Here is a 26,162-nt window from a genome sequence, read left to right as displayed (position 1 = left end):
TGACGCCTAGTTTAAGGTTTTATGCAGGCCTTGTAAATCGTAGACGGCAATTGCGTCCAGGTGACGCATACCCTGGATTGCCGCCTCGGCACCGGCGATCGTCGTGTAGGTCACGACGCGCGCCAGCAGCGCCGAGGTACGGATCGTACGCGAGTCGACGATCGCGCTGCGCTTTTCCTCGACCGTGTTGATGACCATCTCGATCTCGTGGTTCTTGATCATGTCCACCACGTGCGGACGGCCCTCGATCACCTTGTTCACGGCCAGTACCGGCAGGCCGGCCGCGGAGATCACCGCCGCCGTGCCCTTGGTCGCCGCCAGCGTGAAGCCCATCGCGACCAGGTCGCGCGCCACCTGCACCGCGCGCGGCTTGTCGGACGCTTTCACCGACAGGAAAACGCGGCCGGAGCGCGGCAGCTTGATGCCGGCGCCGATCTGCGACTTCACGAACGCTTCGCCAAAGGTCTGGCCCACGCCCATCACTTCGCCGGTCGACTTCATTTCCGGCCCCAGGATGGTGTCGACGCCCGGGAATTTCACGAACGGGAACACGGCTTCCTTGACGCTGTAGAACGGTGGCGTGATTTCCTTCGTGATGCCTTGCGAGGCCAGGCTCTGGCCAACCATGCAGCGCGCCGCCACTTTGGCCAGCTGGATGCCGGTTGCTTTCGACACAAACGGTACGGTGCGCGAGGCACGCGGATTCACTTCCAGCACGAACACCGTGTCGACGGTTTTTCCATCGACTTCGCTTTGCTGGATCGCGAACTGCACGTTCATCAGGCCGACGACATTCAAGCCCTTCGCCATCAGCGCGGTCTGGCGTTTCAGCTCGTCGATCGTCTCGGTTGACAAGGAATACGGCGGCAGCGAGCAGGCCGAATCGCCCGAGTGCACGCCGGCTTGCTCGATGTGTTCCATCACGCCGCCGATGAAGGTGGTCTCGCCGTCGGAGATGCAGTCGACGTCGACTTCGATCGCGTCGTTCAGGAAGCGGTCCAGCAGCACCGGCGAATCGTTCGACACTTTCACAGCTTCGCGCATGTAGCGCTCGAGGTCGCGCTGCTCGTGGACGATTTCCATCGCCCGACCGCCCAGCACGTACGACGGACGCACGACCAGCGGATAACCGATTTCCTTGGCCAGCTCCAGTGCTTCCGGCTCGGTGCGAGCGGTGCGGTTCGGCGGCTGGCGCAGGCCGAGCTGCTGCAGGAGCTGCTGGAAACGCTCGCGATCCTCGGCGGCATCGATCATGTCGGGCGAGGTGCCGACGATCGGCACGCCGTTCGCTTCCAGGTCGAGCGCGAGCTTCAATGGCGTCTGGCCGCCGTACTGCACGATCACGCCGACCGGCTTTTCCAGGTCGACAATTTCCAGCACGTCTTCCAGCGTCAGCGACTCGAAATACAGGCGGTCCGAGGTGTCGTAGTCGGTCGACACGGTCTCCGGATTACAGTTGACCATGATGGTCTCGTAGCCGTCTTCGCGCATCGCCAGGGCCGCGTGCACGCAGCAGTAGTCGAACTCGATGCCCTGGCCGATGCGGTTCGGACCGCCGCCCAGCACCATGATCTTCTTCCTGTCGGTCGGCGCGGCCTCGCACTCTTCGTCATAGGTCGAGTACATATAGGCCGTGTTCGTTGCGAACTCAGCGGCGCAGGTGTCGACGCGTTTGTACACCGGACGGATACCGAGCGCATGACGGCGCGCGCGCACCGCCGCTTGCGTGGTATGCATCAGGAAGGCCATGCGCGCGTCCGAGAAGCCCTTTTGCTTCAACTTGTACAGCGTCGGCTTGTCGAGCGATTCGAGTGTCTGGTGATCCAGCCACAATTCGATGTCGACGATTTCCTTGATCTGGATGAGGAACCACGGATCGATCTTGGTCAGCTGGTGCACTTCTTCCAGCGTGAAGCCCTGGGCAAAGGCGTCGCCCACGTACCAGATGCGTTCCGGGCCCGGCTCGCCGAGTTCTTCTTCGATGACTTCGCGGTCGCGCGTTTTCTCATTTAAGCCATCCACGCCCACTTCCAGGCCGCGCAGCGCCTTCTGGAACGATTCCTGGAAGGTGCGGCCCATGGCCATGACTTCGCCGACCGATTTCATTTGCGTCGTCAGGTGCTTGTCCGCCGCAGGGAATTTTTCGAAGGCGAAGCGCGGAATCTTGACCACAACGTAGTCGATCGAGGGCTCGAACGAGGCCGGGGTCGCGCCGCCGGTGATCTCGTTGCGCAGTTCGTCGAGTGTGAAGCCGACCGCCAGTTTCGCGGCCACCTTGGCGATCGGGAAGCCGGTCGCTTTCGATGCCAGTGCCGACGAACGCGACACGCGCGGGTTCATCTCGATGACGATCATGCGCCCGTCTTGCGGATTGATCGCGAACTGCACGTTCGAGCCGCCGGTATCGACGCCGATTTCGCGCAGCACCGCGATCGACGCGTTGCGCATGATCTGGTATTCCTTGTCCGTCAGCGTCTGCGCCGGGGCGACCGTGATCGAGTCGCCGGTGTGCACGCCCATCGGATCGAGGTTCTCGATCGAGCAGATGATGATGCAGTTGTCGGCCTTGTCGCGCACGACTTCCATCTCGTACTCTTTCCAGCCCAGCAGCGACTCTTCGATCAAGAGTTCCGAGGTCGGCGAGGCTTCCAGGCCGCGCTTGCAGATGGTCTCGAATTCTTCTTCGTTATAGGCGATGCCGCCACCCGAGCCACCCATCGTGAACGATGGACGGATGATGGTCGGGAAGCCCATTTCGCGCTGCACCACGCGTGCTTCGTCCAGCGTATGCGCCACGCCCGAACGCGCGGAACCGAGGCCGATCTTCGTCATCGCCTGCTTGAATTTCGACCGGTCCTCGGCCTTGTCGATCGCTTCCGGCGAGGCGCCGATCAGTTCGACATTGTATTTTTCCAGCACGCCGTGGTGATGCAGCTCGAGCGCGCAATTGAGCGCGGTCTGGCCGCCCATGGTCGGCAGGATCGCGTCGGGACGCTCCTTGTCGATGATGCTCTCGACGACCTTCCAGGTGATCGGCTCGATGTAGGTCACATCCGCCATTTCCGGGTCGGTCATGATCGTCGCCGGATTGCTGTTGACGAGGATGACCTTGTAGCCTTCGTCGCGCAGCGCCTTGCAGGCCTGGGCGCCGGAATAGTCGAACTCGGCGGCCTGGCCGATGATGATCGGACCCGCGCCGATGATCAGGATGCTTTTGATATCACTACGTTTTGGCATTACTTTTTCTCCGCGGCGGCTTGCATCAAGTTGATGAAGCGGTCAAACAGGTAGGCGACGTCGGTCGGGCCGGGCGAGGCTTCCGGGTGGCCCTGGAAGCAGAAGGCCGGTTTGTCGGTGCGGGCAAAGCCCTGCAGCGAACCGTCGAACAGCGACACGTGGGTGACGCGGCAGTTGGCCGGCAGCGTTTCCGGGTCGACCGCGAAGCCGTGGTTCTGCGACGTGATCAGGACCTTCTTCGAGTCCAGGTCCTGCACCGGGTGGTTCGCGCCGTGGTGGCCGAACTTCATCTTCATCGTCTTCGCGCCCGAGGCCAGCGCCATGATCTGGTGGCCGAGGCAAATGCCGAAGGTCGGGATGCCCTGCTCGATCAGTTCGGCCGTGGCCTTGATCGCGTAATCGCACGGTTCCGGGTCGCCCGGACCGTTGGCGAGAAAGATGCCGTCCGGATTGAGCGCCATGGCGTCGGCCGCGGTCGATTGTGCCGGCAGCACCGTGACCTTGCAGCCGCGTTCGGCCAGCATGCGCAGGATGTTGCGCTTGACGCCATAGTCGAAGGCGACGACGTGGTACTGCGGGTTCTCTTGCTTGCCGTAGCCGGAGCCGAGCTTCCACTCGGTTTCAGTGAACTCGTAGCGCTCTTTCACCGACACGACTTTTGCCAGGTCCATGCCCGCCAGGCCCGGGAACGAGCGCGCCAGTTCCATTGCCTGCGCTTCGTTCGGCTGGTTGCCTTGCGTGCCGGTGACGATGGCGCCGCCCTGGGCACCCTTCTCGCGCAGCAGGCGCGTCAGTTTGCGGGTATCGATGTTCGAAATCGCGACCACGTTCTCGGCTTTGAGATAGTCGGCCAGCGATTGGGTGGAGCGGAAGTTCGACGCCATCAATGGCAGGTCGCGGATGATCAGGCCTGCAGCGTGGACCTTGCTCGCTTCGACGTCGGCGGCGTTGACGCCATAGTTGCCGATGTGCGGGTAGGTCAGCGTGACGATCTGACGCGAGTAGCTGGGGTCGGTGAGGATTTCCTGGTAGCCCGTGATACTGGTGTTGAACACCACTTCACCGGTCGTGTGGCCGGCGGCACCGATCGACACACCTCGAAAAATCGTTCCGTCTGCGAGGGCCAGGATGGCCGGGACGGCAGGGCCAGAAAAAAATGGCGGCAAGGGTAACTCCCAATAAAGTTACCGTAGCTGCGCCACGTCAGACCGGCATCCAAAACCTGCGGACGAGCTTCAGTGTCCGAGGGTGGAGGTCGTATTTGAATGAGGAATGGAGGGTAGGCGCTACGGCAAGTAAGTGAATGGCTAAACCCCCAAATTATAGCGCGGATCGGGCATTCCGGCAACGTGCGGCCGGAACGATTCGGGCCGAAATACGGGACTTTACTGACAGATGCGCTTGGATTTTCCGAAATTCAATTGAATTGGCGGCCGCCGCGTTTGGCGATGCGGGTGGTCGTCGCCACCCGCATGGGTCCCGATTACGGCGTACCGACGAGCGCTGCTATCCCCGCCTTCGCGATCTGCGCATCCTCGTTCGATTTCACGCCCGACACGCCGACCGCACCGATCACGTGGCCGTCGACGACGATCGGCACGCCGCCCTCGAGCATGCCCGCGATGGTCGGCGCCGACAGGAAGGACACGCGCCCGCCGTTAATCACGTCTTCATAGACTTTCGATTCGCGCCGGCCGAGCGCGGCGGTGTGGGCCTTGCTTGGGGCAATGTGGCTGGAGACCGGCGGTGCGCCATCCAGGCGCTGCAGCCACAGCAGGTGGCCGCCGTCGTCCACGACCGCAATGGTCACGGCCCAGTTGTTCGCCAGCGCTTCGGCTTCGGCCGCGGCAGCCATCGTTTTCACATCGTCCAGGGTCAGCATCGGTTTCGTTTTCATGGGATCTCCAGTTGGTTGTTATGGTCGTTGTTTGGCCGCGAGCCTGGCCTTCAGTTGCGGCATGACGGCGGCGGCGGCCTGCTCGCCGGCGAGGATCGCCAGGTTGCGGCCGTTGAAGTCGGCGCTGCCCATCTTGCCCAGCGCCGGCGTAATCACGATGTCGGCTTCCTTCAGCTCGAAATGGTTCAGGCGCTGGCCCATGATGCTGAAGGTCTGCATCAGGACATCGAGCGAGCTGACGGTGGCCTGGGTGTCGGCCTGGGTCGAGATGTTGACCGCGATGACGAAATCGGCGCCCATCTTGTCGCGCGTGAATTTCACGGGCACGGGGGCGACCAGGCCGCCATCGACATACGTCTTGCCGCCGATTTTGACGGGCTGGAACACAGATGGTACTGCGGACGATGCGCGTACGGCCATGCCGGTATTGCCCTTGTCGAACATGACGGCTTCGCCGCTCCTCAGATCGGTGACGACGGCGCCGAAGCGCTTCGGGAGCTTTTCCATCGGCCGGTTGCCGACCGCCTTGTTCACGTAATTCTGCAGCGCCTCGCCCTTCAACAGGCCGGAAGAACTGGAAAACAGCGGCATGGCCCAGTCCGAGATTGTCGCCTCGTCCATGTCCATCGCAATCTTTTGCAGCGCGAAGCCGGTGTAGCCCGACGCGTAAAGGGCGCCGACCACCGAACCGGCACTGGTGCCGACCACGATCTCCGGATGGATGCCCTGGGCTTCGAGCGCCTTGATCACGCCGATGTGGGCGAAGCCGCGCGCGGCACCGCCGCCAAGGGCCAGGCCGATCTTGATTTTCTTGGGGGGCGCCGGCGGCGCCTGGACCACGACAGGGGCCGGCGGTGGCGTGCTGCCGCAGCTGGCCAGCAAGGAGGCGCCGAGGGCGATGAGGGCAATACGTCGAGAGAGCATGTGCGGGCTTGAAGAGAACAATGTCCGATTGTACCGCGCAATGTTGGGGTGTGGATGAGGCGGGGCTTATGCGACTACCCCGGCAACGAGGTATTCGGCAAGGAAGCAATAAACGTACTGCCCTTCCCCGGCGTCGAGCATATTTTCAGGCGTCCGCCGTGGCGCAGCAGCACGTGCTTGACGATGGCCAGACCGAGCCCGGTGCCCTGGGTCTCGCGCGAGCGGCTCTTGTCGACGCGGTAGAAGCGCTCGGTCAGGCGCGAGATATGATGGGGGTCGATGCCGATGCCGCAGTCGGTGACGGCAAACTGCAGGTCGCTGTCCTCGCGGCGCCAGGACAACGCAATCCGGCCGCCCTGCGGCGAATAGCGCACCGCGTTCGAGGACAGGTTGGCAAAGGCGCTGCGCAATTCTTCCCCGCTGCCCATGACGTCGGGACCGTCGACGTCGACGACGATCTCGTGCTTGCCGCCGGAGAGCGCCCGTGCTTCGGTCGCCACAGATTCGATCAGGGCTGTCACGTCGACGCGCTCGCGCCGCAGCGGAAATTCGTCCGATTCCAGGCGCGACAGCTGCAGCATGTCGCCGATCAGGCGCTGCATGCGTTCGGCCTGCTCGGTCATCAGTGTCAGGTGCGCGGTGCGGGTGGCCGCGTCCAGGCCCGGATCGGACAGCGCGATCTCGAGGAAACCCACGATCACGGTCAATGGCGTGCGCAGTTCGTGCGAAGCGTTCGCGATGAAGTCGCGCCGCATGGCCTCGACCCGCTCGGTGTCGGTCGCGTCGTGCGTGACCAGAATCTGGCGCCGGTTCTCGAACGGAATGATGCGGCATTCGATCTTGCGGCCGCGCAGCGACAGGGTCAAGGGCTGCTCGTAGCGGCCGAGGATGATGTAGTCGATGAAGTCGGGATGACGCACCAGGTTCGTTACGCGTAGACCCTTGTCGCGCTCGATCGTCAGGCCCAGGTGCCGTTCGGCGGCCGGATTGCACCACTCCAGGAACAGCACGTCGTCCATGATCGCCACCCCTTCGGGCAACAGGTGCATCGCTTGCCGGAAGCGTGCCAGCCATTCAACCAGTTCCGCCTGATTGCGTTCGTCCTCGCGGCGCATGCGATACAGGCGTGCGAAGACGTCGGTCCAGGCGCCCCAGCCGTCGGGCAGGCGGTTCGAGGCCGGGTCGTTCAGCCATTCTCCGAGTTGGTGCAGATAGGACAGCTGGACGAATAGCGCGACGATCGCGCCCGTCAGCACCAGCGCCAGGCCGGCAACCGGTCCGGCCATCCACCAGAGGACTGCGCCGGCAACGAACACGGTGGCCAGGCGCAGCAGCGCCGGCACCCAGAACAGCAATTTGGGATTCATCGGACCTTCGTTTGAATTATTTTTCCGACAGCATGTAGCCGACGCTGCGCACCGTGCGGATCAAGCCCTCGGCGCCGCGCAAGGCCTTCCTCAAGCGCAGCACATGGACGTCGACCGTGCGCTCCTCGATGACGGCATGGTCGCCCCAAACCTTGTCGAGCAGCTGGGCGCGCGAAAACACCCGCTCGCGGTGCGCCAGCATGAATTTGAGCAGCTTGTATTCGGCATTCCCGATGTCGACGCCCTGTCCCTCGATCGTCACCGTACAGCTTGTTGGGTCGAGCACCACGGTGCCCGCGCGCAGCGGCGCTTCGGTCAAGTGGGGGCTCTTGCGGCGCAGCAGCGCGCGCGAGCGCGCCAGCAATTCGCGCGGCGAGAAGGGTTTGGTCACGTAATCGTCGGCGCCCGTGTTCAGGCCGGCGAGCTTGTCTTCTTCCATGCTCTTGGCAGTGAGCATGATCACCGGGATGTCCTGGAAATCGCGGTCCGCGCGCAAGCGTGCCAGCAGGCGCAGGCCGCTCTGGTCGGGCAGCATCCAGTCGAGCAGCAGCAGGTCGGGTTTGCCGTGGCGGATGCTGTCCCAGGCCGCGGCCGTGGTGCCGACCGACTGGATCGACCAGCCGGCTTCGCGCAACGAGTAGCTCACCAGCTCGACGATCGCCGGTTCGTCCTCGACTACCAGTACGCTCGTGTTGTGCATCGAATCAGCCTTCCAGCGGCACGGGTTTGCTGTGGCGGATGTCGCGCCCTTCGACCACGTAGATTACGTATTCGGCGATGTTCTTGGCATGGTCGCCGATGCGCTCGATGGCCTTGGCTACCCACAGCGTGTCGAGTGCCGACGAAATCGTGCGCGGGTCTTCCATCATGAAGGTGATCAGGTTGCGCAGGATGGTGCGGAACTCGTGGTCGATGATCTCGTCGCCGGCAATGATCGTGAGCGCCTGCTTGCCGTCGAGGCGGGCAAAAGCGTCGAGCGAATCGTGCAGCAGGTCGGCCGTGTTCTTGCCGATCGTGCGGATGATGTCGTAATGGCCAAAGCCCGTCACGCCGCGCTCGTGCAGGCTTTTCGCGGTACGCGCGATCTTGCTGGCCTCGTCGCCGATGCGCTCGAGGTCGGTGATCACCTTGATCGTCGCCATTACGGTGCGCAAATCGTTGGCCGCGGGCTGGCGCTTGACGATCAGGTGGCTGCAGGCGTCGTCGAGCGACACCTCGAGCTGATTGACCGCGTGGTCGTCCGCCATGACTTTTTCGGCCTTGGCCGTGTCGCCGACGCGGAAGCAGTTCAGCGCTTCCTCGAACTGGGTTTCCACCATGCCGCCCATCAGCAGTACCTTGGAACGAATCCCTTCCAGCTCGTGGTCGTACTGCTTGGATGAATGCTCGCCGATCATATACAGCTCTCCTAATTTTTTAATGTCGTTTCAGGATCACTTAACCGAAGCGACCGGTGATGTAATCTTGCGTCTCTTTACGCGCCGGATTCATGAACAGCTGATCCGTCTCGCCGAATTCCACCAGTTCGCCCAGATACATGTAGGCAGTGTAATCCGAGCAGCGCGCCGCCTGCTGCATGTTGTGGGTCACGATCGTGATCGTGTAGTCCTGCTTCAGTTCGCTGATCAGCTCTTCGATCTTGGCCGTCGAGATCGGGTCCAGCGCCGAGGTCGGCTCGTCCAGCAGCAGCACGTCGGGCTTGACCGCCACGCCGCGCGCGATGCACAGGCGCTGCTGCTGGCCGCCGGACAGCGACAGGCCGCTCTTGCTCAGCTTATCCTTCGCTTCTTCCCACAGCGCCGCCTTCTTCAAGGCCCATTCGACGCGCTCGTCCATTTCGCCTTTCGACAGGTTTTCGTAGAGTCGCACGCCGAAGGCGATGTTGTCGTAGATCGACATCGGGAACGGCGTCGGCTTCTGGAACACCATGCCGATTTTGGCACGCAGCATGTTCACGTCGACGCCCGGGTCGAGGACGTTGCGGCCGCGGTACATGATCGAGCCTTCCGCGCGCTGCCCCGGATACAAATCGTACATGCGGTTCAGGGTGCGCAACAGGGTCGACTTGCCGCAGCCGGACGGGCCGATGAAGGCCGTCACCTGCTTTTCGTGGATGTCGAGCGTGACGTCCTTCAGGCTTTGCGTCTTGCCGTAGAAGAAATTCAGGCCGGAGATCTCGATGGTCTTGTTCTTCGGTGCGTTCGCCGCCGGGATCGGGTTTGCCATAGCTTGGGTCATGGTTATCAGAATAAATTAACGCGGGGTCTTCTGGGTGAAGACGGTGCGCGACAGGATGTTCAGGAACAACACGGTGAAGGTCACCAGCAGGGCACCGCCCCAGGCCAGCGAACGCCAGTCATCATAGGGGCTCATCGCGTAGGTGTAGATCACGACCGGCAGGTTCGCCAGCGGTGCGTTCATGTCGGCACTGAAAAACTGGTTGTTCAGCGCGGTGAATAGCAGCGGCGCGGTCTCGCCCGAGATGCGGGCCAGGGCCAGCAGCACGCCGGTGATGATGCCGGCCTTGACGGCGCGCAGGCGCACCAGGGTCGCTACCTTCCAGCGCGGCGCACCCAGGGCAAAAGCAGCCTCGAGCAGGCTGTTCGGTACCAGGCGAAGCATGTTGTCGGTGGTGCGCACGACCACCGGCACGGCGATCAGCGTCAGTGCGATGGAGCCCGCATAGCCCGAGAAATGCTGGACCTTGGCGACGTACAGCGCATACACGAACAGGCCGATCACGATCGACGGCGCCGAGAGCATGATGTCGGTGACAAAGCGCGTGATCTGGCCGAAGCGGTTGGTGTCGCCGTATTCGGCCAGGTAAATGCCCGCCAGGATACCGACCGGCGTGCTGACCAGGGTCGACAGGCCGACCATCATCAGGCTGCCGACAATCGCGTTGCGCAGGCCACCGCCCTCGCCGCCCGGTGCCGGCGTGTCGCCGGTGAACAGCGACAGGGACAGCGCGCCGAAGCCATTCACCAGCAGGGTCCACAGGATCCAGGCCAGGAAGGCCAGGCCGATGCCCATCGCGATCACCGACAGCGCGATGCCGATACGGTGCGACAACAGGCGCTTGCGGTAGACAGGATTGGTAACGTTCATTTCGTGCCTTCCTGGCGAGACATGCCCGCCAACATCAGTTTCGCGGCCGACAGCACGACGAAGGTAATACCGAACAGGATCAGCGCCAGCGCGAACAGTGAAGACACGTGCAGGGGCGAGGCGGCTTCCGCGAATTCGTTGGCCAGGGTCGAGGAAATCGAATTGCCCGGCATGAAGAGCGAAGCCGACAGCTTGTGGGCGTTACCGATCACGAAGGTCACCGCCATCGTTTCGCCCAGCGCGCGGCCCAGGCCCAGCATCACGCCGCCGACCACGCCATTGCGGGTGTAGGGCAGCACCACCTTGCGCACTACTTCCCACTTGGTGCATCCCAGGCCGTAGGCGGACTCCTTCAGCACCGCCGGTACGATCTCGAACACGTCGCGCATCACCGACGAGATGAACGGGATGATCATCACCGCCAGGATCAGGCCGGCGGTCAGGATGCCGATGCCCATCGTTGGGCCCTGGAACAACTGCCCGATCAGCGGCACCTGGCCGATGGTCTCTTTCAGGAAGGGCTGGACGTGGTCGGCAAACAGCGGCGCGAACACGAACAGGCCCCACATGCCGTAGATGATCGACGGCACGCCGGCCAGCAGCTCGACCGCGGTGCCCATCGGGCGCCGCAGCCAGGCCGGGCAGATTTCGGTGAGGAACAGCGCGATACCGAAGCTGATCGGGAACGCGACCAGCAGCGCGATGAGCGAGGTCGCCAGCGTGCCCCAGATCGCGATCAGGGCGCCGAACTTGTCGTCGACCGGATCCCATTCGACGGTGGTAATGAAAGCCGGGCCGAATTCCGCGAACGCGGGCGCTGCGCCATAGGCCAGCGAGACGATGATGCCGACCAGTGCCAGCAGCACCGTCGCGGCGAACAGCAAGGTAATTTTGTGGAAGAGGAAGTCCTGGATGCGCTGGTTGCGCATCGTCTTGCCCAAGGCGGCGTACTGGAGATCGACTTTGACGGCGTCAGTTGCTGCCGGTTTGTCGAGGGCGACGGGAGGATGTGCGCTCATGTGGTGTTCTTATCGAGTTTGCTGCGAGGAGAGCCGCCGCGGCCGAGGCTGCGGCGGCGTCCATGTTTCGTGCGCTTTTCTTACCAGATTGCCTTGCCGGCGCCATCCTTGACGTTCGCGCGCCAGGCATCCTGCACCAGCTTGGTGACGGCGTCGGGCATCGGCACGTAGTCCAGCTCCGCTGCCGCGGCATCGCCGTTCTTGTATGCCCAATCGAAGAACTTCAGCACTTCCTTGCCCTTGGCGGCGTCGGCCTGGGCCTTGTGCACCAGGATGTAGGACGCGCCCGTGATCGGCCAGCTGGCCTTGCCCGGCTGGTCGGTCAGCACCACGGCAAAGCCCGGCGCCTTGGCCCAGTCGGCCCCGGCGGCGGCAGCCTTGAAGGCTTCGTCGTCCGGCTGCAGATACGCGCCGTCGCGGTTTTGCAGCTGGGTGTGCGACATGCGGTTCTTCTTGGCGTAGGCCCACTCGACGTAGCCGATGCCGCCCTTGATGCGCTGCACGTTGGCGGCCACGCCTTCGTTGCCCTTGCCGCCAACGCCGGTCGCCCATTTCACGGCGGTACCGGCGCCGACCTTCAGCTTCCAGTCCGGATTGGTCTTCGAGAGGTAGTCGGTGAACAGGAAAGTAGTACCCGAGCTGTCGGCGCGGTGCACGACGGTGATGTCGTCGGCCGGCAGTTTCACGCCCGGGTTCAGCGCGGCGATCGGCTGCGCATTCCACTTGGTGATCTTGCCCATGAAAATATCGGCCAGCACGGCGCCGGTCAGCTTGACCTGGCCCGGGGTCACGCCCGGCAGGTTAATGACCGGCACCACGCCGCCCATCACGGCCGGGAACTGGAACAGGCCGGCTTCAGTTAATTCTGTCGCGGACAGTGGCATGTCCGAGGCGCCAAAATCGACCGTCTTCGCCTTGATCTGCTTGATGCCGGCGCCGGAACCGACCGACTGGTAGTTCAGGCCGTTGCCGCTTGCCGCCTTGTACATCTCGGCCCACTTGGCGTAGATCGGGTAGGGAAAGGTGGCGCCGGCGCCGGTCAGGTTCACGGCCTGGGCAGCGGTGGCTGCGAAGGTGCTGGCAGCGATCGCGATCGAGAGGAGCAAGGGCTTCATGCGCATATCAGTTTCCTTTGGGTAAAGACGCTCAAGGCGCCTTGGTAATTTGTGCGGAGTCTAGCGGCCGAATATGACAAGTTGATGACATTACAAAAAAGCCATGTCATCGATTCGATGACATGCCGTTTTTCTTGTCATCGAATTGATGACCTACCGGGCGCAGGGCTGTAAAAGATTGTGACATCGTGCTGCCGCAGCCGTGAACCGCTGCGATCTCGCAGCAATAGTGCCGCGTTCACAATATCACCGTCACACAATTGATGCATATCAAAGAAATGATTGAGCCAGGCGTATGAAGCAGGTAGTGAAGCAAATTTTGGTCGTTGCCGCACTTGTAAATACACAGGCGGCTGCTATGCTCAAAGCGTCACCACTGCATGGAGGGGATGCTGAAGAGCGTTTGTTAGCTATGTGGAATATGTTTGTGTTTGCAGTTTTATCGGGCATGGTTGGCCTGATCGCCTACGAAATTTTCCAGGAGGTCGGTGGCAGCTCAGAAGCCCTGCGTGACCGCTATCACGAATAGTGTCCAGCCCGCTTTCGGGACCAGTAAAAAGCGGCGAGGCCCAGTGGGCGCTCGCCGCTTTCATTGTGAGGCCTGACTTCAGGCACACTCAGTCGAGTTCGCGCAGTTTGGTAAACGCCTGGTCGATGCGCTCGACCCCGATGATGTTCATGCCCTCGATCTTTTGCTTCGGCATATTCCCCTTCGGGATCAGCGCGATCGAAAAACCCAGCTTGGCCGCTTCCTTCAGGCGTTCCTGGCCGCGCGGCGCCGGACGGATTTCGCCGGCAAGGCCGACTTCGCCGAACACGACCAGTCCGCGCGGCAGCGCCTTGTTGCGCATCGAGGAGTTAATCGCCAGCAGCACCGCAAGGTCGGCCGCCGGTTCGGCGATCTTCACGCCGCCCACCGCATTGATGAACACGTCCTGGTCGAAAGCGGCGATGCCGGCGTGCCGGTGCAGCACGGCCAGCAGCATGGCGAGGCGATTCTGCTCCAGGCCCACCGACAGCCTGCGCGCGTTCGGCAGGTGGCTGGCGTCGACCAGCGCCTGGATTTCCACCAGCAAGGGCCGCGTCCCCTCCTGCGTCACCATCACGCAGGAGCCCGGCACCTGCTGGTCATGCTGCGACAGGAACAGGGCCGACGGGTTCGACACGCCTTTCAGGCCCTTTTCCGTCATCGCGAACACGCCCAGCTCGTTCACCGCGCCGAAACGGTTCTTGATCGCCCGCACCAGGCGGAAGCTCGACTGGGGGTCTCCCTCGAAATACAGCACGGTGTCGACAATGTGTTCCAGCACGCGCGGGCCGGCGAGCGCGCCCTCCTTCGTCACGTGACCGACCAGGATGATGGTCACGCCGGTCTGCTTGGCCACGCGCGTGAGCTGGGCCGCGCATTCGCGCACCTGGGACACCGAACCCGGGGCGGCTGTGAGCGCATCCGAATACAGGGTCTGGATCGAGTCGATCACCGCCACTTCGGGTTTCAGGTCGGCCAGGGTGCCAAGAATGCGCTCGAGCTGGATCTCGGCCTGCAGCTTCAGGTCTTTCGCTTCGACCTGCAGGCGCCGTGCGCGCAGCGCGATCTGGGCGCCGGACTCCTCCCCGCTCACATATAAGGTACTGCGCGTGGCGGCCAGGTTGGCCAGGGCCTGAAGCAGCAGGGTCGACTTGCCGATACCGGGGTCGCCGCCGATCAGGACCACGCCGCCGGCCACCAGGCCGCCGCCCAGCACGCGGTCGAATTCCTCGATCCCGGTGCCGAAACGCGGCACGTCGGTCGCTTCGATGTCGCTAAGGGACAGCACCGGCGCCGTCTGCGCCAGCGCCTTGTAATTGACGGTCTGCGACATGCGGTTCACGCCCGCCGTCTCGGGCACCGTCTCGACCATCGTGTTCCAGGCCTTGCAATCGGCGCACTGGCCGGTCCAGCGGGTGCTGACGCTGCCGCACTCACTGCAAACGAACTGGGTCTTTGCCTTAGCCATGGGTACCGAACCGTCCTTCCATCACGCGCACGCGGGGAGCGAGTGCGCACATCAATTCGTAGCCGATGGTGCCGGACATGCTGGCGACCTCGTCGATCGGGAGGCCGTCGCCCCAAAGGGTAACCTGGCTGCCGACCCGGGCATTGCGGATCGGCGTCAGGTCGACCGTCATCATGTCCATCGACACGCGCCCGACCACCGAAGTGCGCACGCCGTCGACGATCACCGGCGTCCCGTGCGGCGCGTGGCGCGGGTAGCCGTCGGCGTAACCGCAGGCGACCACGCCGACCTGCATCGGGCCGGGGGCTTCGAAGCGGCTGCCGTAACCGACCGTGTCGCCGGCGACCAGGTCCTGGATCGCGATGATCTCGGAGGTGAGCGTCATGGTCGGGCGCAGGCCGAAGTCGTGCGCCGTGCGCCCGCCGCCGGGCGTGCCGCCATACAGCATGATGCCGGGGCGCACCCAGTCGTTGTGCAGTTCGGCCTGGAGAACCGCCTGGTGCAGCACGCCGCCGGAATTGGACAGGCTGCGCTCGCCCTCCAGGCCGGCCGCGCCGGCGACGAAGCGCTGCACCTGCGCGGGAACCGCCAGCCGCGGGTGCTCGAGCTCGTCGGCGTTGGCGAAGTGAGTCATCAGGGTGATGTTGCGGATGCCGGGAATGGCGCGCAGGCGTTTATAGGCAGCGGCATACTCCTCGGGCTTGAAGCCGAGCCGGTTCATGCCGGTGTTCATTTTGAGGTGAACGTCGATCGGGCGGTACAGCTGGGTGTATTCCAGCATTTTGATCTGCTCGATCGAGTGCACCGTACTGTTGATATTGTGTTCGGCCAGCAGCGGGACGTCGGTGGCGTCAAAAATGCCTTCCAACAACAGGATCGGCTTTGCCCAGCCCAGTTCGCGCAGGCGCAAGGCATTCTCGGTCTCGATCAGGGCCAGGCCGTCGGCCGCCATGAACCCCTTCACGCCGCGTTCGAGCCCATGGCCATAGGCGTTTGCCTTGACGACGGCCCAGACACGGGCCTCGGGTGCACAGGCGCGCGCACGCGCGAGATTATGCTGCATCGAATCGAGATGGATGGTGGCGCAGAGTGGGCGTGGCATGGACGATAGGAAAAAACGCGTTAGGTGAAGGGTTCTATTTTACCGGACAGCCCGGCTTTGGGTCCGTCCGCTTCTTTGGTCCGCCGTTCTTTCATGGTATAAAGCAACCCACTCTTGTTTTCTGACTCACTCGAATGAATCGTGGTTTCTATACCATCATGGCGGCGCAGTTTTTCTCGTCGCTGGCAGACAATGCGCTGCTGTTTGTAGCCATTGACGTGCTGGTGTCGATGAACGCGCCGGCGTCGCTGACGCCCTTGCTCAAGCTTTCATTCGTGCTGTTCTATGTCCTGCTCGCCGCGTTCGTCGGCGCTTTTGCCGACGCGCTGCCCAAGGGCCGCGTAATGTTCATCGCGAACCTGATCAAGATTTTCGGCTGCGCCCTGATGTTCCTGACCGTGCACCCGCTGTTGTCCTATGCCGTGGTCGGCTTCGGCGCCGCCGTGTATTCGCCCGCGAAATACGGCATCCTGACCGAACTGCTGCCGCCGGAAAAACTCGTCATCGCCAATGGCTGGATCGAGGGCCTGACCGTGATGTCGATCATCTTCGGCACCGTGCTCGGTGGCGCACTGGTTAGCAACGCGGGTTCAAGCCTGATGCTCGGCTTCGATGTCCCGCTGTTTGACACCGGCATCGACACCACGAGCGAAGCGGCCATGGCCGTGGTGGCCTTCATCTACGTGCTGGCGACCCTGTTCAACCTGCGCATCCCCGACACAGGCGCGCGCTACGAGCACCAGGAGCGCAACCCCTTCAAGCTAATCTCGGACTTCGCCAACTGCTCGGCCACGCTGTGGAAAGACAAGCTGGGCCAGATTTCCCTGGCGGTGACCACGCTGTTCTGGGGAGCGGGCGCGACCTTGCAGCTGATCGTGCTGAAATGGGCCGAGCGCTCGCTCGGCATGCCGCTCGACAAGGCTACCGGCCTGATCGGGGTGGTGGCGATCGGCGTCGCCGTCGGTGCGGTGCTGGCGGCCCGCATGGTCCCCTTGCGCAAGTCGCTGACCGTGATCCCGATGGGGATTGTCATGGGCCTGGTCGTCACCGGCATGGTGTTCGTCAACGACGTCCTCGTCGCCTATCCGCTGCTGGCCCTGATCGGCTTCCTGTCGGGCTTCTTCGTGGTGCCGATGAACGCGCTGCTGCAGCACCGCGGCCACGTGCTCATGAGCGCGGGTCACTCGATCGCGGTACAGAACTTCAACGAGAATCTGTCGATCCTGACCATGCTGGCGCTGTACGCGGTCATGATCACGCTGAACCTGGACCTGAACATCATCATCGTGATGTTCGGGCTGACGATCGCGGGGATCACCTTCCTCATCCTGCGCCTGCACCAGCGCAATCAGGCCCAGCATGATTCGCTGGCCCTGATTGGGGAGCACAAGCATTAAGAGCCTATCCCGGTAGACTCGGGGAAGCTGGTGGCGATGCATGGCAAGCGCGGGCAAGGCGTGAGGAGGCCGCATGGACACGCTCCCAGACACCTGCTTGCATCCATTCGTGAAGGTGACGCCAGCACGGCATATCGCAACCTCATGCCCTGCATGGAAGGTCGCCGCAGACGCTGTCATCGCCTCACATACCAGGACGAGGTGCGGCGCGTATTTTTTACGACGCAACACACATCTGCAACATAGACCGTGCATAAATTGCGGTTTTTATTAAACGATATTCATCGGGCATATAACTGGTATCAGAACTCGAAATTGGCGCCTCCTGACAGTATTCCCTACACTTCAATTCATCGAATATATCAACCTTCAGGAGCTGAACATGTCGTCATTCCCCACTAACGCACCAGCCGGACCCACCTCCGCAGCGGCACCATCGTTCTCGGTGCTGTCGCTCGTCGCTGCTTTCCTCACACTGAGCCTGCGCGAGAAGCTCGATCCAACTTACACCGGCGAAAACTCGGACGCGGCATATTACGGTTGTGGTCTGTAATTTCCAGCCCTATCGGCACCGCAGGACGAAAGAGTACGACGCCATACAAAAGCGGCGCGCACTGGGTTGCAATAGTCAACTGAGGCAGTTACGAGCATTCGTGACTGCTTTTTTTTTGCCATCGAGCAGCGCCGTCATCTGCCGCCCGTCCTGCCCTCTACCCTGTGTCCTCTTTAGCAAGTTACCGCGCTTTACCGGGCTAAGTGTCGTGGTCAACTTCAAGGACTGGCTAAACATGCCCATCAACGAAACGAAAAAAGTCTCGTCCGACAAGCCGACTTCGCGGCAGAAGCCTACAGCATGCTCGCAATAAAAGTCATCAATTCAGCCGTCTCATCTGGTCGTCCAACGGCCTTCTTGTAGTCTGCGATCGCTTTTTTGGCCTTAGAAACCGAAATGTCCTGCCCTCGAGAAATGTCTGGCCAGAGCCAGCGCGTGATCGACGTCTTGTAGGGGCTGTGCGTATTGGCGCCGAGCTCTGCCAGCTCAAGGACAAATGCACGCCGAGCCAGCAGCGCCGGGTGACCCGTTGGGAACATCAGGACGTGCTCAATGAGATGCAGGAACGCCTGGATCAGAATCCGGATGCCATGCGAACCCGGCGTTCCTCCGTCGAGCATCCATACGGGACCATCAAGGCCTGGATGGGGGCGACGCACTTCCTGACAAAAGGATTGGAACGCGTGAAGACCGAGATGAGCCTGCACATGCTCGCCTATAACTTCCGGAGATTGACGGCTATTCTGGGCACCGCGAGCATGATGGCAGCGGTCAGGGCCTATGCTCATTTTTTGAGGCTATTTGGTTTGCGCTGGGCGTTTGGCTTATTGGGTCGACCGAAAATGTCGAAGAGACTTTTCGGCGCGCCACAGCGCTTCTACGCGCTCCATATTCAGCCGTGCGTCCGGTACAACTGAACCCAGCTTCCAATTTCGGGTTTTTATACAGCCTGGGTCGATTGCGGAAGTTCGGACAGTGTACGGCAGTGCGACGGTATCTTCCCCACCGCGCAAATGAACTGATGCAGCATTGATGCGACTATTTTACTCGACCTTACCTAAATTCTTTACAGCAATAAGATAAGGCGCTACAGTCGGGCTCCTCCCCGTCCACGTCTTCCTCAATGTCCAAGCTGCATTCTCCCGGCATCATCGCGCGCTGGCACGGTGAATTCACATCCGCCAGTACCGAATCGGCGTTCCTGCGCGACCAAAGCGGCGTCATCGAGCATGAATTGACCCGTTCACTCTCATTTTGCGGGATCTCTTACTTGGCATTCGCGCTTGCCGACGTGGCCCACCTTGGCTATGGCAGCCAAACACTGGCATTGTTCGTGGCGCGCCTGGCAACTGCCGTAGTCGCCTTAACTGGCATCGTGCTGACGCGCCGCAGCGCCAATCCAGGGCACACCGCTTATCGCGCAGCCACAGCGTTTACCAGCCTCGCGATGCTCACGTTCTTGCTGGTCGCGTATTTGCGGGGCGAGCTGCTACTTCACGGCATGTCGATGGCCATCATGCTGATCATTGTGTACCTCTTCATTCCAAACCGCCTGGTCAACGCCACCATCATTGCACTCAGCGCGAGCGCCAGCTTCCTGGCGCTCGTGTATGCCTCTGGCACGGTCAGCCCGCGCCAAATGTCGACAATGACGATGCTCCTGCTGCTAGCGAACTTATTCGGCGCCGCAGCTGCGCGCCGCGACGCCTATTCGTCGCGCCGGCAATACTGGGCCCAGCAAATTCTGATCAACCAGTCTGTACGCGATCCTCTAACGGGCGCCTTCAACCGGCGCCACCTGAACGCGGGTCTGCTCGAACGTGAAATCGACCACGCCCGCCGCGAGGGTGCCTCGCTGACTATCATCCTGTGCGACCTGGACAATTTCAAAGCCATCAACGATACCCACGGCCACCAGGCCGGGGACACGCTCCTGCAGGATTTCGCAAGCTTGTTGCTCTCGATGACCCGTGACGGCATTGATACAGTCGTGCGCTACGGCGGCGAAGAATTCCTGTTGATCCTGCCTGATACCAACCTGGCTGATGGCCATGCCCTCGCCGAGCGCATGCGCGCACGCCTTGCCGAAGCTGGTAGCCTGCACGGCCACGTCCGGATTGGTGCCACGGCAAGCTTTGGCGTGGTCAGCGCGCGCCTGTCGTCTTACCTGCCGGGCATTGCCAGCCAAGCCATGATCGCGCACGCTGATGAACTGATGTACGCTGCCAAACGCAGTGGCCGCAACCGGGTTCACGTGACAGAATTTGAAACCCCCTCCGCGGCCTAAGCCCAAGGCGGGCGGCCTGCGCGCGCCAGCGATGGGCCGCCCCGCCCAATGCATGCGTATCCTCCCCTGGGCCACGACCGGCCGCAAACCCAATGCAATCGGATGGACTCCTCCTCCCCTAAGGGCAAGTGGGTGCCAAACTGGCGTTTCGACACTACCGGTTTAGGAAGAAGGAGTCCGTCATGAAGCTTATCGGCGTTGTGTCGATTTGGCAAAAGATGTCTTTCAGATTCGCGGTGTTGATCGATCTGAAGCCTGGATGCGAGCTTGGTATGGAAGCGAGCAGTAGCACGCATCACTGGGCACGGTTGCTACAGGCCGGAGTTCATACCTGGTTGCATCGCCCGGTTGAATCCACAGCCGATTGCAAATTGCATTTTTACCAAACAATATGCCGCATATTGTCCTTGGCACTTCTCGCCTCCGCCCGTTCGCGCCAATCGTTCGGGACGATGAACCCGCGCTCGATCTCTTCCACCAATCCCGGCGACTCGCGCACCACCGCCACCAGCACCGGCGAGGCATTCGTCTCGAACTGGGCTGCGAGTTCCGCATGCAACTGGGCCCGGTTCATGAGTGACGCCGCCTGCGCCGCGCGAAACGGCGCCAGCCACTCCAGCTTCGGAAGCACGAGGAAGGCGTCCGCGCCCAGGGTATCGAGCTCGCCCAGCGCGCACCAGAAACCGCGGCAGTGGCCGGCCGTGATGCCGCTCATCGCCGGCCAGCTGCCCGCCGGGTAAAACAGCCAGCCTTTCACCAGCGCGCGCGCCAGTGTTACCGGGCGCGGCAGCAGAGGCTGCGCCGCCGGATGCGCGCCCAACGCTAGCTGGCGCCCGAAAATCTTGCGCATCTTCGCGCCCAGGCTGTCGGCCAGGTTCGGGCCGACGAGCGCATCGAACTGCTGCCCGGCTTCGCCCTGCATTAGATAAAACTTGGTGGCGAATTCGATGTGTTCGAGCGCGTCGGGACCGCTATCGAGCAGGAAGTCGAACTCGCCGACGGTGTCGTTGCGGTTGGCGCGGATCTGCAGGCCGTGGGCGACGAGGCGCCCCTGCTCCTGGAAATAAAAGGCCATCAACTTTTCGGCATACAGGCCGAGGCGCGTGTAGACGCGTGGGCCGAGTGCGGCGTCGAGCGGCGCCGGATCATGGTCGAGATCGGCCAGCCAGCGCGCGACTTCGAGCGTCACCGGCCCGGTCGAGGCGATGCGGCCCTGCCAGTGCGGCGCGCCGGCGTCCAGCAGGTCGGGCGAATCGAGCAGCCAGGCGAGCGAGCGCACCCGTGCGCGCCGCAAGTGACCCCAGCGGCGGTGAAAGCCGAGCTGGTAGCTGTCAGTCCCGCCCTGCATCGAGAGCTCGCGCCCGGCACAAGTCCGCCCAGGCCAGCGCCTTGTCGCCGCCGCGGCGCAGCAGTTCGCCCGGATGCAGCGTCGCCACCAGCGGGACCGCGCCCAAGGCATGCGCTGCGCCGCGCGTGCCGGCCAGCGGCTCCTGCAGCGCCTTGCCGAGCAGGCCGTTGGCGGCGATCTGGCCCAGGGTCAGGACCACGCCGGCGCCGCTCAGTGCCAGCTCGCGCTCGACGAAGGGGCGGCAGGCGGCCGCTTCCTCGCTTGTCGGCGCGCGGTCGCCGCCATTCGCGGAAACCGGACGGCATTTGACCAGGTTCGTCACGTACACGTCGCGCTCGCGCGTGAGGCCGACGGCGGCCAGCATGTTGTCGAAGAGTTGTCCGGCCTCGCCCGCCAGCGGCGTACCCGCCGCTTCGTCGGCGACGCTGCTCGCGCCGCTCGCCACGAACCAGCGCGCCGCCTGGGGGCCGCTGCCGTACACGGGTTTGCGCCCGCCACAGTCGCCACAACGCTTGCAGCGCACGATCGCGCTGCGCAGCTCCTCCCAGTCCATGGCGGCAATCGCCTCGAGACTGTCGCCCTGCTCTTCCACCGGCGCGGGCGCCGGCGGGGTCCAGGGAGCGGGCGCCGGGGCTGTGGTGCGCGGGATCTCGCCCCAGGCCGGATCGCGCGGCGGCGGCGCGATGACGCCGGGCGCATGCATGCCTGGCGCCTCGATGACCGCCGCAGCAGGCTCGGTTTCGTCAGGCCCGGTTTCCTCAAGCCGGGTTTCCTCAGGCTGACGGCGCAGGCGCCACAGCGGCGCAATGCCCATCTCGGCCAGGAAAACTTCGTCGCGTTTGCTCACGTTCATACCGTATGCCTCATCACGATGGCGTCCTCGCGCCTGCCCTCATGGGCCGGGTAATACCCCTTGCGCAGGCCGATCTCGGCAAAGCCGAAGCGCCGGTAGACCGCCAGCGCCCGTTCGTTCGACGGGCGCACCTCGAGCAGCACGGATTCGGCGCCCATCTCTTTCGCCCGCGCGCACACCGTTTCCAGCAGATGCAGTCCGAGACCGGTGCCGTGGCGCTCGCCGGCCACGGCGACATCGAGCAGGTGCGCCTCGTCGAGCACGAGCATCAACACAAAATAGCCGGCCAGTTCGCCCCGGGCACTGCGCAGCAGCCAGGCGTCGTAGCCTGCCTGAATCGAGTCGCTGAAGTTGGCGCGGCTCCACGGATGGGGAAACACGCTGCATTCAAGCGCGTGCACGGCGTCGACGTCGCCAAGCGTCATCGGCACGAGTGCGAGACCCGCCGCTGCGCTGGGGGCCGTCATGCGCCCTTGCCCTCGGCCTTGGCGGCATTGATCACCTGGCGCTCGGCGCTGGTATAGGCTACCTTGTTGCGCAGGTAGAGCGGCTGCGCCTGGGCCGCGGGCAGGCCCTGCCCGGCCGCGAATGCCGCCGCGCCGATCCGCACCAGCGCGCGCGCATGCGGCACGATGCCCGCGTCGGCGTCCAGGGCGAACGGCTTGCCGGCGAACGCGTCCGGATACACGGCAAAGCCGTTGCCGCAGGCGGCAAGGCCAGGGGCCGCGACCGGCGTCACCAGCTCGGGACTGGACAACACCGGGTCCACGAGCGCCTGCCAGACGCCGTCGAAACGATATTGCGCCCAATAGACCTCGTTCATACGCGCGTCGAGCACCGTCAGGACCTCGGTCGCGCCAGTGTGCGCGCGGCAAGCCTCGGCCATCGCCTCGAGGGTGTTACAAGCCAGCACGGGCAGGTCGGCGCCAAACGCCAGGCCCTGGGCCACGCCGCAGGCGGTGCGCACCCCCGTAAACGATCCCGGCCCCGCGCCGAAGGCGATCGCATCGACGTCACCCAGCTTGAGATGGCTTTCTGCCAGCAGTTCCTGCACCATCGGCAGCACGGATTGCGAATGGGTGCGCACGCCGCCGGACTCGCGCGAGATGACGATGTCATCCGACAGCAGGGCACAGGAAGCGAGTTCGGACGAAGTTTCGATGGCAAGGATGATAGGCATGCGCTATTTTAACCCGTCGCGCCCACGCCCGGCATTGGCCCATTGGCGCGCCGCGAGGTAGAATCGGCTCATGCATAGCCTGACACTTGACACCAGCAACCGCGACCAGCTCGCCGACGCCATTGGCGGCGGCCGCTGGATCGTCGCCTGCCTGTGCGCCGCCTGGTGCGGCACCTGCGGCGGCTACCGCGCCGCCTTCGAAGCCCTGGCCGCGCGCCATCCGGATAAAACCTTTGTCTGGATCGACATCGAGGACCAGGCCGAGGTCGTGGGCGACCTCGACGTCGACAATTTCCCGACCCTGCTGCTGCAGCAGGACGACACGGTCGCCTTTTTCGGGCCCATGCTGCCCGACGCGCTGCTGGCCGAGCGCCTGATGCAGGCCCACGCCGAACTGGCGCCGGAAGAACTGCTGCGCCTGGCCGGCTCGACCGAAGAACGGCGCACCTGGCAGCGCGACTGCAATTTGCAGACCCTGCTGCGGCAAGCCAGCTAGAATCGATCGAGCCGATAAACGGGGCAACAAAGTTTATTGGAAAATAATCATCAGATTCGTGCCGATACTATTCGCCGAACGGCGCCGCTCGACAAGCTGTTGGATGTTCACAAGCCTGGCGCCGGCTTCGGGACCGTGACCACATCGAGCCGACGCAGCCATTTCACGTGGCGTGGCCCCGGTTTTGTGTCGGAGAGGGAGCGCAGCGCATAGGGGCCTTCATTGGCGGGCAGCGGCTTGCCGTTCACCGAGGTCACGACCAGCACGTTCTCGCCGAGGCTGGCATTGAACAGTTCGCCCCACGAAAACAGGACGACATAATCGTCCCTTGCCCTGGCCACGATGGCGGTGTGCCGCAGGGCGTACCGGTCCAGCGCCCCGATCCCGGCGGCGTCCAGCACGTCGCGCAGCAGGACACCGCGGTATCGCCGCTCCCCGCTTTGCGCAGCAGCACCGCTGCCGACGGTGCGTGCCTCGACGATCTCGGTCTGGGGCAATGCGCCAAGCTCGGCCGCTCCCATCTGTCGTGTCGCGGAGCCGACCCTGACCTCCAGGTAGGTGGCGTCCTGCGCGAATGCGAAGGTCGATGCAGGCAGCAGCACCAGGCAGGCACGCAGGCAGCACCCGGCAGCCCGGGCGCGGAGCGATGTCCTCACTTGCCCTGCGCCGACGGGAAGAACACGCTCTGGCCGTCGACCTTGAACGATGCGATCAGCTTCTGGCCTTCGCTTGAGGTGATCCACTCGACCAGCTGCATTGCGCCCTTGTAATTGAGGTCCTTCGACTTTTGCGGGTTGACCGCGATAATGCCGTAGGGGTTGAACATCTTCGGGTCGCCCTCAACCGCGATCTGCAGGCCCGTCTTGGACCGATAGGCGATGTAGGTGGCGCGGTCGGTCAGCGTATAGGCCCGCAGTTCGGATGCCATGTTCAGTACTTCGCCCATGCCCAGGCCTGCCGACACGTAGTTGGCGCCCTGCGGCTGGCTGCCGACCTGCTTCCAGTAGGATTTCTCCATCTGGTCGGTGCCCGAATTGTCACCGCGCGAGATGAACCTGGTGCCGCTGGCGGCGATCTTCTTCATCGCGCCCAGGACATCTTTACTGCCCTTGATGCCGGCCGGATCGTTTTCAGGCCCAGCGATGACGAAGTCGTTATACATCACGTCGCGCCGGTTGACGCCGTGGCCTTCGGCCACAAATTTGTCCTCGGACGCCCGTGCATGGACCAGGGTGACGTCGACGTCGCCATTCTTGGCCAGTTCCAGCGCCTTGCCGGTGCCGACCGAGATCACGTTGACCTTGGCGTTCGCCTTCGCTTCGAATGTCGGCAGCAGGTATTGGAGCAGGCCCGAGTTCTCGGTGCTGGTGGTGGTCGAGAGCCGGATTACCTGCTGGGCCAGCGCGGGTACGCTGGTGGCCAGCAGGAAGCCCAGCAGGGCAAGGTGTTTCTTCAGTTTCAACATGGTATTTCCTTTCAATGAAATCCGTATTTGCGCAGGATGTCCTGGCTGCGGGCGCCGAGCACGAAGCGCACCAGGCGCGCCCCTTCCTGCGACCCCGTGCGCGATGCGATGCCGTAGGCGCTGCGCACATTCAGGCGCTCGGGAATGCGCAGCACATCGAGTGCCGGCAAGGCGTTCTTGGTCAGCACCGCGTTGGTGCAGTACATGATGTAGGCGTCGGCCCGGTCCTGCTCGAAAGCCGCGATATACGGCAGCGTGCTCTCCGGCGCCAGGCTGGCCGCGCCCGAGAGCCGCAAGGCCTTGGCGTCGAGGATGGCGAACAGGCCGGGCCGCTCCTTGTCGGCGTTGCGGAAGAACTGCCATGTATAGTCGCCCATCGGATCGCTCACCGGCGTGGAGGTGGCCAGGCGCAGCGACGGGCGGGCCAGCCCCTCGAGCAGCTGGTCGGCGCGCAGCGCGACGCGCGGGACGCTGACGACGCACAGGTCGTTATGCGCGAATACCTGCGCCGGCTCGAGCAGTCCCTGCCTTGCCAGCGCGTCGGTGTGCCCGGTCGAGGCCGATGCGAACACGTCAAGCGCGCGGCCCGTTTCGATTTCCTGGCGCAGCTTGCCCGACGGACCGTAATGGACGTCGACCGCCGTGCCGCCTGCGTCGCGCCAAGCGGCAAGGATCTCCGTCATCGCCTGGCGCAGGCTCCCGGCGGCCAGCAGCACAGGACCCTGCGCCTGTTGCGCCAGGGCGGCCGGCGGCAACAGTGCAGCCAGCATTACCGCGCCCAGTGCCCGTTTCGTGTAGTGCCTCACCATGACCGCTC

At 63.4% G+C, this 26,162-nt stretch carries 25 protein-coding genes and 1 pseudogene; 6 read left to right on the top strand and 20 right to left on the bottom strand.

Annotated features, from left to right (window positions below; genetic code table 11):
- Window positions 1-6: 6 nt before the first annotated feature.
- The 11 genes from carB to pstS all read right to left on the bottom strand — a co-directional run bounded on the left by carB (window position 7) and on the right by pstS (window position 12,673).
- A complete protein-coding gene (carB, locus tag ACHAC9_RS19560; protein WP_435762452.1) occupies window positions 7-3,237 on the bottom strand; it encodes a carbamoyl-phosphate synthase large subunit in 3,231 nt (1,076 codons plus the stop codon).
- Complete coding sequence (gene carA / locus ACHAC9_RS19555; RefSeq protein ID WP_435762450.1) at window positions 3,237-4,403, bottom strand: glutamine-hydrolyzing carbamoyl-phosphate synthase small subunit; 1,167 nt, start codon at window positions 4,401-4,403, stop codon at window positions 3,237-3,239. Before carA ends, carB begins: the two co-directional genes overlap by 1 nt.
- Window positions 4,404-4,720: 317 nt before the next feature.
- Entirely contained in the window at window positions 4,721-5,134 is a 414-nt protein-coding gene (locus ACHAC9_RS19550; RefSeq protein WP_435762448.1) for a GlcG/HbpS family heme-binding protein, read from the bottom strand.
- A gap of 18 nt (window positions 5,135-5,152) precedes the next feature.
- Complete coding sequence (locus ACHAC9_RS19545) at window positions 5,153-6,058, bottom strand: patatin-like phospholipase family protein (RefSeq protein ID WP_435762446.1); 906 nt, start codon at window positions 6,056-6,058, stop codon at window positions 5,153-5,155.
- A 74-nt stretch (window positions 6,059-6,132) separates the two neighbouring features.
- On the bottom strand, window positions 6,133-7,425 hold the full coding sequence (phoR, locus tag ACHAC9_RS19540) for a phosphate regulon sensor histidine kinase PhoR (protein WP_435762444.1): 1,293 nt from the start codon (window positions 7,423-7,425) through the stop codon (window positions 6,133-6,135).
- Between the two features lie 16 nt (window positions 7,426-7,441).
- A complete protein-coding gene (locus tag ACHAC9_RS19535; RefSeq protein WP_435762442.1) occupies window positions 7,442-8,125 on the bottom strand; it encodes a response regulator in 684 nt (227 codons plus the stop codon).
- 4 nt (window positions 8,126-8,129) lie between these two features.
- Window positions 8,130-8,822, bottom strand: coding sequence for a phosphate signaling complex protein PhoU (gene phoU / locus ACHAC9_RS19530; protein WP_435762440.1), 693 nt, complete (start codon window positions 8,820-8,822; stop codon window positions 8,130-8,132).
- 40 nt (window positions 8,823-8,862) lie between these two features.
- Entirely contained in the window at window positions 8,863-9,663 is an 801-nt protein-coding gene (gene pstB, locus ACHAC9_RS19525; protein WP_435762438.1) for a phosphate ABC transporter ATP-binding protein PstB, read from the bottom strand.
- Between the two features lie 15 nt (window positions 9,664-9,678).
- Window positions 9,679-10,533 carry a phosphate ABC transporter permease PstA gene (gene pstA / locus ACHAC9_RS19520; protein WP_435762436.1) on the bottom strand — a complete coding sequence of 285 codons (855 nt, stop codon included), beginning with the start codon at window positions 10,531-10,533 and terminating at the stop codon, window positions 9,679-9,681.
- The gene (pstC, locus tag ACHAC9_RS19515; protein WP_435762434.1) at window positions 10,530-11,552 is read right to left on the bottom strand and encodes a phosphate ABC transporter permease subunit PstC; all 1,023 of its coding nucleotides are present in this window, start codon (window positions 11,550-11,552) and stop codon (window positions 10,530-10,532) included. The genes pstA and pstC overlap by 4 nt, the downstream gene beginning before the upstream one ends.
- Window positions 11,553-11,632: 80 nt before the next feature.
- Window positions 11,633-12,673: a phosphate ABC transporter substrate-binding protein PstS gene (gene pstS / locus ACHAC9_RS19510; RefSeq protein ID WP_435762432.1), complete on the bottom strand. Its 1,041-nt coding sequence runs from the start codon at window positions 12,671-12,673 to the stop codon at window positions 11,633-11,635.
- Window positions 12,674-12,962: 289 nt separating this feature from the next.
- Here pstS and ACHAC9_RS19505 point away from each other — a divergent pair, with 289 nt between their 5' ends.
- Window positions 12,963-13,196 carry a hypothetical protein gene (locus ACHAC9_RS19505; protein WP_435762430.1) on the top strand — a complete coding sequence of 78 codons (234 nt, stop codon included), beginning with the start codon at window positions 12,963-12,965 and terminating at the stop codon, window positions 13,194-13,196.
- A gap of 88 nt (window positions 13,197-13,284) precedes the next feature.
- On the opposite strand, the gene radA is transcribed toward ACHAC9_RS19505, so the two are convergent.
- Both radA and alr read right to left on the bottom strand, forming a co-directional pair.
- Entirely contained in the window at window positions 13,285-14,664 is a 1,380-nt protein-coding gene (gene radA / locus ACHAC9_RS19500) for a DNA repair protein RadA (protein WP_435762428.1), read from the bottom strand.
- Window positions 14,657-15,766, bottom strand: coding sequence for an alanine racemase (gene alr / locus ACHAC9_RS19495; protein WP_435762426.1), 1,110 nt, complete (start codon window positions 15,764-15,766; stop codon window positions 14,657-14,659). The genes radA and alr overlap by 8 nt, the downstream gene beginning before the upstream one ends.
- A 134-nt stretch (window positions 15,767-15,900) precedes the next feature.
- Here alr and lplT point away from each other — a divergent pair, with 134 nt between their 5' ends.
- From lplT to ACHAC9_RS19475, 4 genes and pseudogenes are all read left to right on the top strand, one after another.
- Window positions 15,901-17,163, top strand: a complete 1,263-nt coding sequence (lplT, locus tag ACHAC9_RS19490; RefSeq protein ID WP_435762424.1) for a lysophospholipid transporter LplT — start codon at window positions 15,901-15,903, stop codon at window positions 17,161-17,163.
- Window positions 17,164-17,545: 382 nt separating this feature from the next.
- On the top strand, window positions 17,546-17,716 hold the full coding sequence (locus ACHAC9_RS19485) for a hypothetical protein (RefSeq protein ID WP_435762422.1): 171 nt from the start codon (window positions 17,546-17,548) through the stop codon (window positions 17,714-17,716).
- A 479-nt stretch (window positions 17,717-18,195) separates the two neighbouring features.
- A pseudogene (locus tag ACHAC9_RS19480) lies at window positions 18,196-18,495 on the top strand (transposase); the annotation flags it as partial.
- Between the two features lie 344 nt (window positions 18,496-18,839).
- Window positions 18,840-20,003: a diguanylate cyclase gene (locus ACHAC9_RS19475; RefSeq protein WP_435762420.1), complete on the top strand. Its 1,164-nt coding sequence runs from the start codon at window positions 18,840-18,842 to the stop codon at window positions 20,001-20,003.
- A gap of 379 nt (window positions 20,004-20,382) precedes the next feature.
- On the opposite strand, the gene ACHAC9_RS19470 is transcribed toward ACHAC9_RS19475, so the two are convergent.
- The 4 genes from ACHAC9_RS19470 to tsaB are packed head-to-tail and all read right to left on the bottom strand — an operon-like array spanning window position 20,383 to window position 23,384.
- On the bottom strand, window positions 20,383-21,351 hold the full coding sequence (locus ACHAC9_RS19470; RefSeq protein ID WP_435762418.1) for a DUF1853 family protein: 969 nt from the start codon (window positions 21,349-21,351) through the stop codon (window positions 20,383-20,385).
- Window positions 21,335-22,204 carry a uracil-DNA glycosylase gene (locus tag ACHAC9_RS19465; protein WP_435762416.1) on the bottom strand — a complete coding sequence of 290 codons (870 nt, stop codon included), beginning with the start codon at window positions 22,202-22,204 and terminating at the stop codon, window positions 21,335-21,337. The genes ACHAC9_RS19470 and ACHAC9_RS19465 overlap by 17 nt, the downstream gene beginning before the upstream one ends.
- Complete coding sequence (gene rimI, locus ACHAC9_RS19460; protein ID WP_435762414.1) at window positions 22,201-22,671, bottom strand: ribosomal protein S18-alanine N-acetyltransferase; 471 nt, start codon at window positions 22,669-22,671, stop codon at window positions 22,201-22,203. Before rimI ends, ACHAC9_RS19465 begins: the two co-directional genes overlap by 4 nt.
- On the bottom strand, window positions 22,668-23,384 hold the full coding sequence (gene tsaB, locus ACHAC9_RS19455; protein WP_435762412.1) for a tRNA (adenosine(37)-N6)-threonylcarbamoyltransferase complex dimerization subunit type 1 TsaB: 717 nt from the start codon (window positions 23,382-23,384) through the stop codon (window positions 22,668-22,670). Before tsaB ends, rimI begins: the two co-directional genes overlap by 4 nt.
- 70 nt (window positions 23,385-23,454) lie before the next feature.
- Here tsaB and ACHAC9_RS19450 point away from each other — a divergent pair, with 70 nt between their 5' ends.
- A complete protein-coding gene (locus ACHAC9_RS19450) occupies window positions 23,455-23,880 on the top strand; it encodes a thioredoxin family protein (RefSeq protein ID WP_435762410.1) in 426 nt (141 codons plus the stop codon).
- Window positions 23,881-23,987: 107 nt separating this feature from the next.
- Here the strand turns inward: ACHAC9_RS19450 and ACHAC9_RS19445 are convergent, their stop codons facing one another.
- The 3 genes from ACHAC9_RS19445 to modA are packed head-to-tail and all read right to left on the bottom strand — an operon-like array spanning window position 23,988 to window position 26,154.
- The gene (locus ACHAC9_RS19445; protein ID WP_435762408.1) at window positions 23,988-24,536 is read right to left on the bottom strand and encodes a molybdopterin-dependent oxidoreductase; all 549 of its coding nucleotides are present in this window, start codon (window positions 24,534-24,536) and stop codon (window positions 23,988-23,990) included.
- The gene (locus ACHAC9_RS19440; protein ID WP_435762406.1) at window positions 24,533-25,345 is read right to left on the bottom strand and encodes a substrate-binding domain-containing protein; all 813 of its coding nucleotides are present in this window, start codon (window positions 25,343-25,345) and stop codon (window positions 24,533-24,535) included. Before ACHAC9_RS19440 ends, ACHAC9_RS19445 begins: the two co-directional genes overlap by 4 nt.
- Before the next feature lie 11 nt (window positions 25,346-25,356).
- Window positions 25,357-26,154 (bottom strand): molybdate ABC transporter substrate-binding protein, encoded by a 798-nt coding sequence (gene modA / locus ACHAC9_RS19435; RefSeq protein WP_435762404.1) that lies wholly within the window; start codon window positions 26,152-26,154, stop codon window positions 25,357-25,359.
- Between the last annotated feature and the right edge of the window lie 8 nt (window positions 26,155-26,162).

It is taken from the genome of Massilia sp. CMS3.1, assembly GCF_051262535.1.
Taxonomy (GTDB): domain Bacteria; phylum Pseudomonadota; class Gammaproteobacteria; order Burkholderiales; family Burkholderiaceae_D; genus Telluria.
Note: the sequence above shows the minus strand (reverse complement) of the source record. Positions and strands in the feature narration are given on the sequence as shown.

Excerpts from the sequence above, each read along its gene's own strand:
- carB (WP_435762452.1), bottom strand. The coding sequence starts at position 3,237 with ATGCCAAAACGTAGTGATATCAAAAGCATCCTGATCATCGGCGCGGGT.
- ACHAC9_RS19550 (WP_435762448.1), bottom strand. The coding sequence starts at position 5,134 with ATGAAAACGAAACCGATGCTGACCCTGGACGATGTGAAAACGATGGCT.
- ACHAC9_RS19545 (WP_435762446.1), bottom strand. The coding sequence starts at position 6,058 with ATGCTCTCTCGACGTATTGCCCTCATCGCCCTCGGCGCCTCCTTGCTG.
- phoR (WP_435762444.1), bottom strand. The coding sequence starts at position 7,425 with ATGAATCCCAAATTGCTGTTCTGGGTGCCGGCGCTGCTGCGCCTGGCC.
- ACHAC9_RS19535 (WP_435762442.1), bottom strand. The coding sequence starts at position 8,125 with ATGCACAACACGAGCGTACTGGTAGTCGAGGACGAACCGGCGATCGTC.
- phoU (WP_435762440.1), bottom strand. The coding sequence starts at position 8,822 with ATGATCGGCGAGCATTCATCCAAGCAGTACGACCACGAGCTGGAAGGG.
- pstB (WP_435762438.1), bottom strand. The coding sequence starts at position 9,663 with ATGACCCAAGCTATGGCAAACCCGATCCCGGCGGCGAACGCACCGAAG.
- pstA (WP_435762436.1), bottom strand. The coding sequence starts at position 10,533 with ATGAACGTTACCAATCCTGTCTACCGCAAGCGCCTGTTGTCGCACCGT.
- pstC (WP_435762434.1), bottom strand. The coding sequence starts at position 11,552 with ATGAGCGCACATCCTCCCGTCGCCCTCGACAAACCGGCAGCAACTGAC.
- pstS (WP_435762432.1), bottom strand. The coding sequence starts at position 12,673 with ATGCGCATGAAGCCCTTGCTCCTCTCGATCGCGATCGCTGCCAGCACC.
- ACHAC9_RS19505 (WP_435762430.1), top strand. The coding sequence starts at position 12,963 with ATGAAGCAGGTAGTGAAGCAAATTTTGGTCGTTGCCGCACTTGTAAAT.
- radA (WP_435762428.1), bottom strand. The coding sequence starts at position 14,664 with ATGGCTAAGGCAAAGACCCAGTTCGTTTGCAGTGAGTGCGGCAGCGTC.
- alr (WP_435762426.1), bottom strand. The coding sequence starts at position 15,766 with ATGCCACGCCCACTCTGCGCCACCATCCATCTCGATTCGATGCAGCAT.
- lplT (WP_435762424.1), top strand. The coding sequence starts at position 15,901 with ATGAATCGTGGTTTCTATACCATCATGGCGGCGCAGTTTTTCTCGTCG.
- ACHAC9_RS19485 (WP_435762422.1), top strand. The coding sequence starts at position 17,546 with ATGTCGTCATTCCCCACTAACGCACCAGCCGGACCCACCTCCGCAGCG.
- ACHAC9_RS19475 (WP_435762420.1), top strand. The coding sequence starts at position 18,840 with ATGTCCAAGCTGCATTCTCCCGGCATCATCGCGCGCTGGCACGGTGAA.
- ACHAC9_RS19470 (WP_435762418.1), bottom strand. The coding sequence starts at position 21,351 with ATGCAGGGCGGGACTGACAGCTACCAGCTCGGCTTTCACCGCCGCTGG.
- ACHAC9_RS19465 (WP_435762416.1), bottom strand. The coding sequence starts at position 22,204 with ATGAACGTGAGCAAACGCGACGAAGTTTTCCTGGCCGAGATGGGCATT.
- rimI (WP_435762414.1), bottom strand. The coding sequence starts at position 22,671 with ATGACGGCCCCCAGCGCAGCGGCGGGTCTCGCACTCGTGCCGATGACG.
- tsaB (WP_435762412.1), bottom strand. The coding sequence starts at position 23,384 with ATGCCTATCATCCTTGCCATCGAAACTTCGTCCGAACTCGCTTCCTGT.
- ACHAC9_RS19450 (WP_435762410.1), top strand. The coding sequence starts at position 23,455 with ATGCATAGCCTGACACTTGACACCAGCAACCGCGACCAGCTCGCCGAC.
- ACHAC9_RS19440 (WP_435762406.1), bottom strand. The coding sequence starts at position 25,345 with ATGTTGAAACTGAAGAAACACCTTGCCCTGCTGGGCTTCCTGCTGGCC.
- modA (WP_435762404.1), bottom strand. The coding sequence starts at position 26,154 with ATGGTGAGGCACTACACGAAACGGGCACTGGGCGCGGTAATGCTGGCT.